Consider the following 12,082-nt stretch of genomic DNA (forward strand, 5'->3'; position numbering starts at 1 on the left):
GAAAAGGCTGCGCAGCAGCCCCTAGCCTCATTCTGCCGGCTGTGCGCCTTCCTGCACCAATACCATGCTCTGCGGCGACGACAACGCGATCCCCTCCTCCCGCAACCGCCCCAACACCGTGAACAGCAGGTCGCTGCGCGCACCCGACACTTGCCGCGGGCTGGCCACGTAGCCACTGACGCTGAGCACCATGCCACTGGCGGTGAGGTCCTTGAAGGTCACCGACGACGCCGGCGCATCGAGGATCGATTCATGCTCGCGAAACGCCGTCAACAGCAGGTCACGCACCTTGTTCGCGTCGGTATCCAGCGGCAGGGTCAGGGTGATGCCGACCACGCCCAGGGCATTGCCCATGGTCACGTTGCGCACGTTCTGGGATATGAACTGCGAGTTGGGCACGATCACCGTGGAACGGTCGGACATCTGGATTTCCGTGGCGCGCACGTTGATCCGACGGATGTCGCCCTCCACCCCGGCCAGGCTCACCCAGTCACCCACCTTGACCGGGCGCTCGGTGAGCAGGATCAGGCCGGAGATGAAGTTCTGCACGATCTGCTGCAGGCCGAAACCGATACCCACCGACAGCGCACTGACCACCCAGGTCAGGCTGGTGAGGTTGATACGCAGGGTCGACATCACCAGCATGGCCAGGAACAGGAAGCCCAGGTAGCCGACCAGGGTCACCAGGGATGCACGCATGCCGGCATCCATGTCGGTCTCCGGCAGCAGGCGCTCGCTCAGCCAACGCTTGACCACGCGGATGGCGAACAGCCCACCGAGGAACATGGCCACGGCCAGGAAGATGTCCTGCGGCACGATGTTCAGGTTGCCGAGCACCTTGCCCCCGCTGCCGTCCCATTCCGCCAGGCTCAGCAGCAGCTCGCCGGGGCTGGTGCCCGAGGGCATGAGTACCAGCAGGCCGGCGATGAACAGCAACAACGTACGCCCGATGCCCGCCAGGATGGTGCTGGCCTGGGCCTGGTGCCGTGGCTGCAGGCCAAGGGCCGCGGACAATGCCAGACCACTGGGCTGGCGCGGCGACAACAGGGTTTCGCACAGGTCGCCGAACACCGTGATGAGCAGATAGGCGCAGGTGGCCACCACGCTGATCCACAGCAGCTTGGCGGTGAGGAAGTAGGCCAGGGTCAGGTAGCCGGTGAGCAACGCCAGCAGGATCAGCCCCACCCAGACCACGATCACGAACGGAATCAGCCCGGCCAACCCAGGCGGGCGCTCCAACTGGTGCCGTGTGCGGGCGCGGCGGTAGCACACCAGCGCCGCAACGAAGATCAGCGACACCACCAGGGCAGTCAGGCCGTTGGTGGCCACGGTCAGCGCCAGGCTGGTGCCGATCACGCTGTTGATACGCTCCTGGGTCAGCAGCACCATCAGCGCCAGGGCCAGGACCTGAGGGAACCAGCCCAGGGCACTGGCCACTTCGTCCGGGATCGGCGGCAGGCGCCAGGAGGGGCGCTGCAACATCAGCATGGCGCGGCCGAGGCCGGCGATGAAGGCGCTGAACACCACCAGGGTGAGGATATGGTTGATCAGACTGGCGATGTCGCTGCCCAGCGCGGCGCTGTTCTCCAGCCCCCAGCGCACCAGCGATACCGAGCCGCCGATGGTGCTCAGGGTCGCCAGGCTGACGCTCAAGGCCAGGGCACTGCGCCGCAGGCGGCCCTCGGGCAGCCAGCGGATCATGGCATCGGCCAGCAGCCGCTCGAGCACCTTGCGCACCAGTGTCCATACCAGCAGGGCCGCCACCAGGCTGCTGATGAACAGCCAGCGGTGCTCGGCGCTGAAGGCGCTGGCCACGGCATCGGCGGCCTCGCCGCGCAGGTCGCGCAGGCGTGCCACGTCCTCGTCGGTCGGGCGGATCAGGCTCGACCAGAATGCTGGGCTCAGGGGGCTGGCGGCGCGGGTGGTGACCTGCGAGTTGAACTGGCTGCGGCGCAGGTTGACGATCTGCGTGGCCAGGTCACGAGCCGATTGGGTCAACTTCACCGCCTGCTGTTGCTCGGCCAGTACCGACTTCTTTTCATCGCTCAACTGCTTGCGCTGGCGGGTGATGCTGTCGGCTTCGTCGGGCAGTACCGGGCCGAGCACTTGGAGCTGGTCGTCCAGGCGCTCCACGTCGGAGGTGCGTTGCGTGCCCAGGGCGTCAGCCTGGCGTTGCACCTGCAAGGCGGCCTGACGCAGCTGGGACAGCAAGTCATCGTTCGCCTCGCTGGTAAGCCCTTGGCGGACCTGGTCCAGGCGGTCGCTCAACTGCTCCAGGCTGGCGTTCTCGTCCAACGTGGGCAGTTCACCCGCGCTCAACGGCCCGACCTGTGCCGACCAGGCTGGCGTGGCTACCCACAACAGCACGGCAAGCGTTGCTACACAAAAACGGTAAAGGCTCAGGCGCCTCATCGAATTCCCCTATTTACACGCTCGATTGGGCGGGGATTCTACGCTGCTCGCAGCGCTCAGGTGAGTGCCGTTTCTCGTGTCAACAATTGCCGTTTACGCTCCACTCCCCAGCGGTAGCCACTGAGGTCGCCGTCACGGCGTACCACCCGGTGGCAGGGGATGGCCACGGCGAGGCAGTTGGCGGCGCAGGCCTTTGCGACAGCGCGCACGGCCTTGGGTGCGCCGATGCGTTCGGCGATGTCGGTGTAGCTGACGGTGCTGCCGGCGGGTACCTCGCGCAGCGCCTGCCAGACGCGCTCCTGGAAGGCCGTGCCTTGTACGTCCAACGGCAGCGCCAGGCCCAGGGCCGGCTGCTCGACGAACCCCACCACTTCGGCGACCAGGCGTTCGAAACCGGCGTCGCCGCCGATCAGCCGAGCCTTGCTGAACTGGTCCTGCAGGTCCTTGAGCAGGCGCTCAGGGTCCTCGCCCAACAGGATGGCGCAGATGCCCCGTTCACTCTGCGCCACCAGGATCGCCCCGAGCGAGCACTGGCCAATGGCGAAGTGAATGGTCGAGCCCGCGCCCTTGGCCCGGTATTCCCTCGGGCGCATGCCCAGGCGTTGGCCGGCGCTCTCGTAGAAGCGGCTGTTGGAGTTGTAGCCGGCGTCATAGATGGCCTCGGTCACGGAGCTGGCGCGGTCATCGAGCCGCTCGCGCAAGCGCCGGGCGCGATAGGCCGAAGCATAGGCCTTGGGCGTGAGCCCGGTCTCGGCCTTGAACACGCGGTGCAAGTGGAAGGGGCTGACGGCCAGCTGCGCACCGAGCTGGTCGAGGTTGGGAGGGGTCTCGCTGGCCTCGATCAGGCGGCAGGCGCGGGCCACCAGTTCGGTGCGGCGCATCATCTGCAGGGCCTTGCCCTCCGTGCAGCGGCGACAGGCGCGATAGCCGGCCGCTTCGGCAGCGTCGGCATCATTGAAGAATTCGACGTTCTCACGCTTGGCCAGGCGCGACTTGCAGCCAGGCTGACAGTAGACGCCCGTGGTGCGTACGGCATAGACGAAATGGCCGCTGGCCGCCAAGTCGCGGCGTTGCACGGCAAGCCAGCGGTCGGCGTCGGTGGCGTAGGCGGTGGCAGGCTTCATGAAATCTCTCCTGGGCGGCTGATGTTGCAAGCCTGACAGGCTGGGGCGGGGCTGGCACTCCGTTTATTGCACGGCAATCCGGCAGTAGTGCATCGCCCTGTAGGAGCGGGCTTGCCCCGCGAAAGGGCTGCAAAGCAGCCCCGACATCTTGGGCGTCAATGCTGACATCCCGGGGCCGCCCTGCGGCCCTTTCGCGGGGCAAGCCCGCTCCTACAAGGGGATTACGCTCAGGCGCGCCACAGGTACCAGGATGCCACGGTCCGATATGGGCTCCAGCCACCTCCCAGCGAACGCATCTGCGCCGGAGTCGGCGCCTTGTCCATGCCCTTGAGCCGACGATACCCCTCGCGCACGCCGAAGTCGTCCACCGGCAGGATATCGGAGCGCTCCAGGCAATAGATCAGCAACATCTCCACGGTCCAGCGTCCGACGCCACGCAGACTCACCAGCCGCTCGATCAGCACATCGTCATGCATCGCCAGCGCTTGCTCGCGGCTGGGGACGATACCGTCCAGGCGCGCCTGGGCAATCCCCTGCACCGTAGCCAGCTTGTTCGCGGATAAGCCACAGCCACGCAGCACCTCGGGCGGCGTGGCCAACAGTTGCTCGGGGCTAGGGAAGGTGGCCCCCGGGTACAACGCCAGCAAGCGCGCCAGGATCGCTTCGGCCGCCCGGGCGTGCAACTGCTGGTAGGCCACCGCCCGCACCAGCGCCTCGAAGGGCTCGCGCTCCGGCACAGCGCTGTGCTGGCACGGGCCGATTGCAGCGATGTGTCGGGCCCAGTCCGGGTCCAACCCCGCGAGGAAGTCCGTGGCCTGGCGATAGGCCGAGGGCGAGAGGTCGGCGTGGATCATGCGCGATAGCCTCGAATGATCGGAAAAAGACCAGCTTAGACCAACCTGTCATCGACGGAACGACGGTTCTTGCGCAGGTAATGGCGCCTCAGTCTGTCACAGCCCGCAGCTTCCCTACCCGGCGATACGACTGCCGGGCGAAGCACACGAACAACCCTGCCATCACCGCCAAGGCCATGGGCAGCCCGTGCGGCGCCACGTCCATCGCCGCCCCGCTGACCAGCGGCCCGACCAGGCTGCCGACACCCCACAGCAAGCCAACGCTGGCATTGGCCGTCACCAGGTCCTGGCCCTTGAAGCGCTGGCCGATCAGCACCAACGCCAGGGTATAGATGCCCCCAGCCACCGCGCCCAGCACCACCAGCAGCGGCCATAGCAGCCAGCTCATCTGCAGCAGCCACGGCAGGCCGATGCCGATCGCCATGGCCACCACACCGCACACCAGGTGCAGCCCGGTACGCTCGACCCGGTCGGCCAGCCAGCCCAGGGGCAATTGGAAGATCATGTCGCCAGCGAACACCACGGTCACCATCAACGCCGCCACACCCACCGCAAAACCATGGCTGGTGGCGTATACCGGCAGCAGCGACAGCACCACGGCATCGAAGAAGGAGAAGAACAGCACCGCCACGCACAACGCCGGCGCGACCCGGAAGAACCCGGCCAGGCCAAAGCTCTTTTCGCCTTCCTCGTGCTGCACATGGTCGTTGGGAACCGTCAGCAGGATGCACAGCAATGCCAGGCCGTAGCAGGCGGTGACCACGCCCGTGACCCACGGGCTGTTGGCCCCAAGCAGCGCCAGCATGGCCGGCCCCAGCACCTGGAAACCGGTGAAGCTGGTGGCGTAGAGCGCCATGATCTTGCCGCGGTTGTGCTCCGGGCACAGCTCGTTGACCCAGGACTCGCCAAGGATGATGGCGATGCCCATGCCGATACCCAGCGCCAGGCGCAATAGCGCCAGGTACCAGATCGAGGTGAAGGCGCCTTCGAGCAACGCGATGCTCAGGGTGCACAGGCTGAAGCACAGCAAATAGATGGTGCGCCGGGTCAGGTGCCGGCAGCAGGCATCGACCATGAACGCCGAGAGCATCATGCCCGCCGCGGGGATGGCCGAAATGATACCGATCTCCAGGGTGCCTGCCCCCGCCTCGTGCAGACGCAACGACACCAGCGGCAGGCTCGCCCCCAGGCTGAACCCCACCACCGACACGGCGAACAACAGGCCCGCCAGCAAACGCATGTTCATTACCACTCCTTGCTCGCCGCCCACGTGCACCCTGGGCCGGGACGGCTGGAAAAACCACTGGAAAGATGTGCGAACGCAGCCACCCGCAGCCACGCCGGCAGGCGGACACGCAGGGGCGCAGGATCAGTTCAGGGCAAGGTGTGGCGAGAAGGTGAAGGCGAACAGCACGCTGCGCCGACGCTTGAGCACCGTGTCGCTCGGCCACGCACGACGCACCGCCTGGATGACAGGCTGGCGGACAAGGCGAAGGCTCTGGGAACGGCGCATTGCATCGACTACGTGAATTGAAAGGAGGCGGCACTCTAGGCCAAGGGGGCTTGGCGCGTCAATCGCCAAGGCCCCTTGTGGGGAAATCACCCAGCCCATTGGGTTTGAGACCCGGATCAGCGTTTACCGGTGGAAGGCAGGAACACTGCCAGCACGCCAAACAGCGGCAGGAACGAGCACAGCCCATAGACGTACTCGATACCTCGCAAATCAGCCAGGTAGCCCAGCAGCGCCGCGCCGATGCCACCGAAACCGAACATCAGGCCGAAGAAGATCCCGGCGATCATGCCGACGCTGCCCGGCACCAGTTCCTGGGCATAGACCACAATGGCCGAGAACGCCGAGGCCAGGATGAAGCCGATCACCACGCTGAGCACACTGGTCCAGAACAGGTCGGCATACGGCAGGGCCAGGGTGAACGGCGCCACGCCCAGGATCGAGAACCAGATCACCGCCTTGCGCCCGATCCGGTCACCGATCGGCCCGCCGAAGAAGGTACCGGCCGCCACCGCGCCCAGGAACAGGAACAGGTGCAGCTGGGAGCTTGCCACCGACACACCGAACTTCTCGATCAGGTAGAAGGTGAAATAGCTGGTGAAGCTGGCCATGTAGAAGTACTTGGAGAACACCAGCAGGCCCAGCACCACCAACGCCAGGATCACACGCTGGCGCGAAATCCCATGGCTGGCCTGTACGGCCTTGCGGGCCTTGAACTGGTTGAGGTGGCCCTTGTACCAACCCCGCAGCAACAAAGTCACAGCGAAGAAGAACAGCCCGGCCAGGCCGAACCAGGCCACATGGCTCTGACCGAAAGGAATGACGATGGCCGCCGCCAGCAGCGGGCCGAGGGCAGAGCCGGCGTTACCGCCGACCTGGAAAGTCGACTGGGCCAGGCCAAAGCGCCCTCCCGATGCCAGGCGGGCGATGCGCGAGGTCTCGGGGTGGAAGGTCGAGGAGCCGATGCCCACCAACGCCGATGCCAGCAAGATCATCGGGAAGCTGCCGACGAATGCCAGCATCACGATCCCCACCAGGGTGCACAACGTGCCCAACGGCAGCAGGTTCGGCGCCGGCCGCCGGTCGGTGAAGAAGCCAACCCACGGCTGCAGCAGCGAGGCCGTGATCTGGAACGTCAAGGTGATCAGGCCGATCTGGGCGAAACTCAGGTTGTAGTTGGCCTTGAGCATCGGGTAGATGGCCGGCAGCACTGCCTGGATCAGATCATTGATCAGGTGTGCCAGGGCACAGAAGCCGATGATGCGCATCACCAGTGGGGTGGCCTGTGCGGCGGTGCTGGTGCCGGTGGAGGTCTGGGCGCTGCTGATGGCCATGGCTATGTCCTTTCCGCGGATTTGGGATCCGATTATCAGGAAAGAACTAGATACTTAGCTACCTTTTTATGCAATCGGCCGCCCCACGCCGCGACTCACCCGGTCTGCGCAGCGCATTCTTTGCAGGTTGGCGGGCACACCGAGCGGTCCGCCCAGCTAAGCGTTTGAAAGGCTGGAAATTTTTTTTACAACGAGTGTTGACAGAGTCACGATTCGAGCTAATAATGCGCGCCAAGTCGGCTACATAGCTCAGTTGGTTAGAGCATAGCATTCATAATGCTGGGGTCCGGGGTTCAAGTCCCTGTGTAGCCACCACCTTCAAAAAAGGGCTTATCGAAAGATAAGCCCTTTTTTATTGCGCTGAAAAACCGTCAACGCACGCCCGCCACTACCACGGCCAGGCCCAACCCGATCAGGGCTACGCCGATCACCCGGTCGACCACCCCTTGTCGCTCGATCATCGCCTGGCGCAATCCGTCGCTCGAGAAGAACACCGCCACCAGGCTGAACCATGCCCAATGGGCGAACGACATGAACGCCCCATAGGCGAAATCCAGCGCCAGCGGGCTGCCCGGCCGCACCACCTGGGTGTAGGCACTGACGACGAACAGCATCGTCTTGGGATTCAGCGCATTGGTCAAAAAACCTGTGCGCAGGCCTTGGAGCACGCCGGCCCGAGGGCTCTGGCCGATGCCATCGAGTGAGATCCGTGAGGTGTTGGTCAACGATTTGTAGCCCAGGTAGACCAGGTAACCGGCACCCACCACTTTCATGGCCAGGAACAGCGCCGGGCTCTGGCTGATGATCACGGCGATGCCAAGCACGGTGTACAACACATGCACCTGCACGCCCAGGGCGATCCCCAAGGCTGCGGCCAGGCCAGCCGTGCGCCCTTGGGCATAACTGCTGCGGGTGACCATGGCGAAGTCGGCCCCTGGGCTGATGACGGCCAGCACGGTGAACAGGGCGACGGCGATCAGTTCATTCACGGAAAACGCTCCTCGATTGGCGATGAAAATGCACAGGGCATTGATTATCGAAGGCTTATTCATGGCGAAAAATCGATTTATAGTGCGGCAGACCTGCTAGTTTTTTTCACAGACAGGCGTAAGCCTTGCTGGCCCAATCGCAGGACAAGCCCACTCCCACAGGGCAGAGCCCAGAGCCCAGAGAGCCTTTGTGGGAGCGGGCTTGCCCCGCGATTGGGCCGCCACAGACGACACACGACCATGAAACTGCCCCCGCTCACCGCCCTGCGCTATTTCGATATCGCCGCCCAGACCGAAAGCTTCGTGCGCGCCGCCGAGCACCTGCACGTGACCCACGGCGCCGTCAGCCGCCAGGTACGCCTGCTGGAGGAAAGCCTGGGCATCGAGCTGTTCGAGCGGCGTAACCGGGCCCTGTTCCTGACATCGGCCGGCCGCAGCCTGCATGGCACCACCCAGTCGATCTTCGAGCAGCTCGAAGGCGCGGTGCAGCGCCTACAGGCGCAGACGCAAGACAATGTGCTGGTGGTGTCCTGTGAGCCGACCATCGCCATGCGCTGGCTCATCCCTCGCCTGCCTCGCTTCCATGCTGCCCATCCCGACCTGCAGCTGCACTTGGTCGCCGCAGGCGGGCCGCTGGACTTCAGCCGTGCCGGCGTGGACCTGGCGCTGCGGCGCGACGACTTTCATTGGGAACGGAAACTGCACAGCCTGAAGATCTGCGAGGAGTGGATCGGCCCGGTCTGCCGGCAAGGCCAGGACGCCGGTTTCGACAACCAACGCCTGCTCCACAGCGCCACCCGCCCTGACGCCTGGAGCACCTGGCAGCGCCTGGCCGGGAAGAAGGCGCACCACACCGAGCGCAGCGACTTCGAGCATTTCTACCTGTCGATCCAGGCCGCCAGCGCCGGGCTGGGGCTGGCCATCGCGTCAGCGCTGATGGTCCGTGACGAACTGGACAGCGGGCAACTGGTAGCGCCCTTCGGCTTCCTGCGAGACGGCTCGGCCTACCACCTGCTCAGCCCCTTGCCCCTGGATGACGGCAGCAAGCGCCAGCGCTTCGCCGAGTGGGTGGTGGGCGAATGCCAGGCGTGCCTGGCTCACCTGGGCCTGGTGCAGAACGACGACCCCGAGCGGCCGTCGCCGCCCCAGGTGCGATAGCCGGCCGTATCGAGGTGGATTCGCCCGGAAGGGTAGCGCCCCAGGCCCATGTTCCAGGCCTGGCCATGCTGCTGCCAGAACCGGCACAGCGGGTTGGGGTCGGCCCAGGCAGGCAGCAGCACGTCGACCGCGAAAGCCCGGGTATGGGCGCTGCCCACCGCGCCACCGGCACAGGCATTCAGGCGCGGGTCACGGTAGGCCGACACCACCTCGAACTGGCGCAGGATGCCTTGTTCGTCGAGGGTCTTGAGCAGCATCAGGGTAGCGCGCACCTGGGGCCACTGGGTGGCCGGCGGCACGGCGAAGGGTGAGGCCCTGCACAGGCGCCAGTCGGAGGCCGAACGTAGCAGTTGATGGATCGGTACCACGCCATAGAGGCGAGCATCCACCAACATCTGGCGGAAGGCACGGGTCGGGTGGTCGCCTGCCCACTGGGCGAACATCCAGACATCCCGCTCATCGGCGTGGGCGATGCCTGCCAGCAGCCCTGCCACGCAGGCCAGCAGCTTCATGCCTTTCATTCTTCACTCCTGTGTTCGCCATTACAGCGAGTAAAGCACGGAGCCCCGTGGGAGCGGGCTTGTCCCGCGATTAGGCCGGGCCCGATATCACCGTCGCCTGGCAAGGGCTTCGCCCTTGATCGCGGGACAAGCCCGCTCCCACAAGGGCAGCATTGGCCGCTTGCTCTCTGCGCGACAGCGCAGCCCGAAGGGCTGGGTAATCTCCCAGCCCTTGAGCAGTTTATTCCAAAGGCCGCAGGCGATACTGCGGCGGCAACTGGGCAAACCCGCTGATGGTGGTGTCCAGGCTCTTCCAGCGGCCATCCTTGATGCCATAGATGCAACCATGGATCGACAGCTCCTGCCCCCGGTGCCAGGCGTTCTGCACGATGCTGGTGTGGGCCACGTTGGCCACCTGCTGGATCACGTTCAGCTCGCACAGGCGGTCGACCTTGGCTTCCTCGGTATCGAGCTTGGCCAGCTCGCCGCGCTTTTCGTAGTACAGGTCGCGGATCGAACGCAGCCAGCCGTCGATCAGGCCCAACTGACGGTCCTGCATCGCTGCGCGCACACCGCCGCAGCCATAGTGACCGGTGACCAGGATGTGCTTGACTTTGAGCACCTCCACGGCGTACTGGATCACCGACAGGCAGTTCAGGTCAGTGTGCAGCACCACGTTGGCCACGTTGCGGTGCACGAACAGGTCGCCCGGCAGCATGCCGACGATCTCGTTGGCCGGCACGCGAGCGTCGGAGCAACCGATCCAGAGGAATTCGGGGGTCTGCTGGCGGGCCAGCTTGGCGAAGAAGTCCGGGTCGCGCTGCTTGATCGCATCGGCCCAGCGTTCGTTGTTGTCGATCAGTTCCTGCAGGTCATGCATGGTCGTTGCCTCATCAGGGTATGCCTGTGTGACACGGCCAGCGCCTGCAAGGTCACTCCTCGAACAGGGTGCAGGCCATCACCAGGGCGTCTTCGCGTCCGCCGGCAACGGGATAGTAGTCGCGCCGACGGCCGATTTCGTTGAATCCGTAGCGCTCGTACAGGCGGTAGGCCGCCTGGTTGCTGGCGCGTACTTCCAGGAAGCATTCCCGGCCATTGAGCTGGTAGGCCCGGGCCATCAGATGCTGCAGCAGGCGCAAGCCCAGGCCACGGCCTTGGTTCTCCGGCTTGACGGTGATGTTGAGCAGGTGGGCCTCGTCGATGATCACGTTGATCACGCCATGGCCGACTTGCTGCTGGCCGTCGAACATCAGCCAGACCTCATAGGACTTGAGCGCATCCTGGAAGATTCCGCGCGTCCACGGATGGCTGAACGCGGCATATTCGATTTTAAGCACGGCATCCAGATCCGCCTCGGTCATCGGGCGGAAACTGATCGAGTCACTCATTCAACGCTCTTCCAGCGCGCCATCAGCCGGCGCATCGCTTGCCAGACGTCCGCCTTGCGCTGCGGCTCGTCCATCAACAGTTCAAGGCCCGGCAGGGCCCAGGCGTCGCCCAGGCCTTCGACCTTCAGTTCTTGGTAGTAGGCCTCGCCGTCGGCCTGGCCGGCAAAACGCACGGCCGGCAGGCCGACCAGCCACAGGCAGGTGCAAGGCGCCTCTTCCAGGCGCGCGGCGATGAAGCCCTGGACGAAGTCACGCGCCGCCTCCGGCCCTTGGTCCATGTTGCCGCGTACCAGCAACGGCCAGCGCACCGGCTCGCCGATGATCTGCGGCGCATCGGGCAGGCCGGCGGCGCGCAGCATGTCCTTGAGCAGCAGGTACGACGGGTCACGGCTCTGGAAGGGCTGGCCGGTGGCCAGTTCGACCAGCACCAGGCAGCGGCCAGCGCGCAGCAATTGCAGGGCAAAACGCGGTGGCGGCAACGGCGCCGGACGGGGCGCTGGCACCTGCTCCTGGGCTTCGACCGGCGTGCTGGCGGGCTTGGGCGTGCTGCCCGGCCGGGGGATCTCGATCTTGGGGCGCTCGACGGAGCGGGCCTGTGGGGCGACAGCTGGTGCGTCAGGCGCAGGTGCGCTTGGCCGTACCTCGATGGCGGCGTCTTCGACCAGCGCCAACGGCAGCAGCAGTTCCGGGCGCGACGGTGCAGCGAACGGCAGTTCGGCGCGCGGCAGCCAGTGCACCACTTGCATGGCGGAAAGGTAGGCGCGGCGGCGGGGCTCGGTCAGCAAGGCACGGGGTCCGGGGTGGGATTTGGGG

General features: G+C 65.5%; 12 protein-coding genes and 1 tRNA gene. 2 read left to right on the forward strand and 11 right to left on the reverse strand.

The window, feature by feature from the left end:
- Positions 1-27: 27 nt before the first annotated feature.
- From ACXHGZ_RS17965 to ACXHGZ_RS17990, 6 genes are all read right to left on the reverse strand, one after another.
- On the reverse strand, positions 28-2,412 hold the full coding sequence (locus ACXHGZ_RS17965; RefSeq protein WP_084858605.1) for a DUF3772 domain-containing protein: 2,385 nt from the start codon (positions 2,410-2,412) through the stop codon (positions 28-30).
- Positions 2,413-2,468: 56 nt separating this feature from the next.
- Positions 2,469-3,536, reverse strand: coding sequence for a bifunctional DNA-binding transcriptional regulator/O6-methylguanine-DNA methyltransferase Ada (ada, locus tag ACXHGZ_RS17970; protein WP_480460781.1), 1,068 nt, complete (start codon positions 3,534-3,536; stop codon positions 2,469-2,471).
- A gap of 227 nt (positions 3,537-3,763) precedes the next feature.
- A complete protein-coding gene (locus ACXHGZ_RS17975; protein WP_480460783.1) occupies positions 3,764-4,390 on the reverse strand; it encodes a DNA-3-methyladenine glycosylase family protein in 627 nt (208 codons plus the stop codon).
- 88 nt (positions 4,391-4,478) lie between these two features.
- Positions 4,479-5,636 (reverse strand): MFS transporter, encoded by a 1,158-nt coding sequence (locus tag ACXHGZ_RS17980; RefSeq protein WP_480460784.1) that lies wholly within the window; start codon positions 5,634-5,636, stop codon positions 4,479-4,481.
- A gap of 123 nt (positions 5,637-5,759) precedes the next feature.
- Positions 5,760-5,903 carry a hypothetical protein gene (locus ACXHGZ_RS17985; RefSeq protein ID WP_172403057.1) on the reverse strand — a complete coding sequence of 48 codons (144 nt, stop codon included), beginning with the start codon at positions 5,901-5,903 and terminating at the stop codon, positions 5,760-5,762.
- Between the two features lie 116 nt (positions 5,904-6,019).
- Positions 6,020-7,234 carry an MFS transporter gene (locus tag ACXHGZ_RS17990; protein ID WP_084858609.1) on the reverse strand — a complete coding sequence of 405 codons (1,215 nt, stop codon included), beginning with the start codon at positions 7,232-7,234 and terminating at the stop codon, positions 6,020-6,022.
- A 238-nt stretch (positions 7,235-7,472) separates the two neighbouring features.
- On the opposite strand from ACXHGZ_RS17990, the gene ACXHGZ_RS17995 reads away from it, so the two are divergent.
- A tRNA-Met gene (locus tag ACXHGZ_RS17995) sits at positions 7,473-7,549 on the forward strand.
- A gap of 56 nt (positions 7,550-7,605) precedes the next feature.
- On the opposite strand, the gene ACXHGZ_RS18000 is transcribed toward ACXHGZ_RS17995, so the two are convergent.
- Positions 7,606-8,223, reverse strand: a complete 618-nt coding sequence (locus tag ACXHGZ_RS18000) for a LysE family translocator (RefSeq protein WP_084858610.1) — start codon at positions 8,221-8,223, stop codon at positions 7,606-7,608.
- 240 nt (positions 8,224-8,463) lie between these two features.
- Here ACXHGZ_RS18000 and ACXHGZ_RS18005 point away from each other — a divergent pair, with 240 nt between their 5' ends.
- Complete coding sequence (locus ACXHGZ_RS18005) at positions 8,464-9,381, forward strand: LysR substrate-binding domain-containing protein (protein WP_480460786.1); 918 nt, start codon at positions 8,464-8,466, stop codon at positions 9,379-9,381.
- Here ACXHGZ_RS18005 and ACXHGZ_RS18010 read toward each other — a convergent pair.
- The 4 genes from ACXHGZ_RS18010 to ACXHGZ_RS18025 form a co-directional block, all read right to left on the reverse strand.
- Positions 9,321-9,893, reverse strand: a complete 573-nt coding sequence (locus tag ACXHGZ_RS18010) for a D-Ala-D-Ala carboxypeptidase family metallohydrolase (RefSeq protein ID WP_084858636.1) — start codon at positions 9,891-9,893, stop codon at positions 9,321-9,323. The genes ACXHGZ_RS18005 and ACXHGZ_RS18010 overlap by 61 nt on opposite strands.
- Before the next feature lie 229 nt (positions 9,894-10,122).
- On the reverse strand, positions 10,123-10,761 hold the full coding sequence (gene can / locus ACXHGZ_RS18015) for a carbonate dehydratase (RefSeq protein WP_084858612.1): 639 nt from the start codon (positions 10,759-10,761) through the stop codon (positions 10,123-10,125).
- Positions 10,762-10,813: 52 nt separating this feature from the next.
- Positions 10,814-11,269, reverse strand: a complete 456-nt coding sequence (rimI, locus tag ACXHGZ_RS18020; protein ID WP_084858613.1) for a ribosomal protein S18-alanine N-acetyltransferase — start codon at positions 11,267-11,269, stop codon at positions 10,814-10,816.
- A complete protein-coding gene (locus ACXHGZ_RS18025) occupies positions 11,266-12,054 on the reverse strand; it encodes an energy transducer TonB (protein ID WP_480460788.1) in 789 nt (262 codons plus the stop codon). The genes rimI and ACXHGZ_RS18025 overlap by 4 nt, the downstream gene beginning before the upstream one ends.
- Positions 12,055-12,082: the final 28 nt, after the last annotated feature.

The sequence above is a fragment of the Pseudomonas shiyinii genome, from assembly GCF_056725765.1.

What these genes read in the sequence shown, in the direction of transcription:
- ACXHGZ_RS17965 (WP_084858605.1), bottom strand. Translation starts at nt 2,412, where the DNA reads ATGAGGCGCCTGAGCCTTTACCGTTTTTGTGTAGCAACGCTTGCCGTG.
- ACXHGZ_RS18005 (WP_480460786.1), top strand. Translation starts at nt 8,464, where the DNA reads ATGAAACTGCCCCCGCTCACCGCCCTGCGCTATTTCGATATCGCCGCC.
- rimI (WP_084858613.1), bottom strand. Translation starts at nt 11,269, where the DNA reads ATGAGTGACTCGATCAGTTTCCGCCCGATGACCGAGGCGGATCTGGAT.
- ACXHGZ_RS17990 (WP_084858609.1), bottom strand. Translation starts at nt 7,234, where the DNA reads ATGGCCATCAGCAGCGCCCAGACCTCCACCGGCACCAGCACCGCCGCA.
- ACXHGZ_RS17980 (WP_480460784.1), bottom strand. Translation starts at nt 5,636, where the DNA reads ATGAACATGCGTTTGCTGGCGGGCCTGTTGTTCGCCGTGTCGGTGGTG.
- can (WP_084858612.1), bottom strand. Translation starts at nt 10,761, where the DNA reads ATGCATGACCTGCAGGAACTGATCGACAACAACGAACGCTGGGCCGAT.
- ACXHGZ_RS17975 (WP_480460783.1), bottom strand. Translation starts at nt 4,390, where the DNA reads ATGATCCACGCCGACCTCTCGCCCTCGGCCTATCGCCAGGCCACGGAC.
- ACXHGZ_RS18010 (WP_084858636.1), bottom strand. Translation starts at nt 9,893, where the DNA reads ATGAAGCTGCTGGCCTGCGTGGCAGGGCTGCTGGCAGGCATCGCCCAC.
- ada (WP_480460781.1), bottom strand. Translation starts at nt 3,536, where the DNA reads ATGAAGCCTGCCACCGCCTACGCCACCGACGCCGACCGCTGGCTTGCC.
- ACXHGZ_RS17985 (WP_172403057.1), bottom strand. Translation starts at nt 5,903, where the DNA reads ATGCGCCGTTCCCAGAGCCTTCGCCTTGTCCGCCAGCCTGTCATCCAG.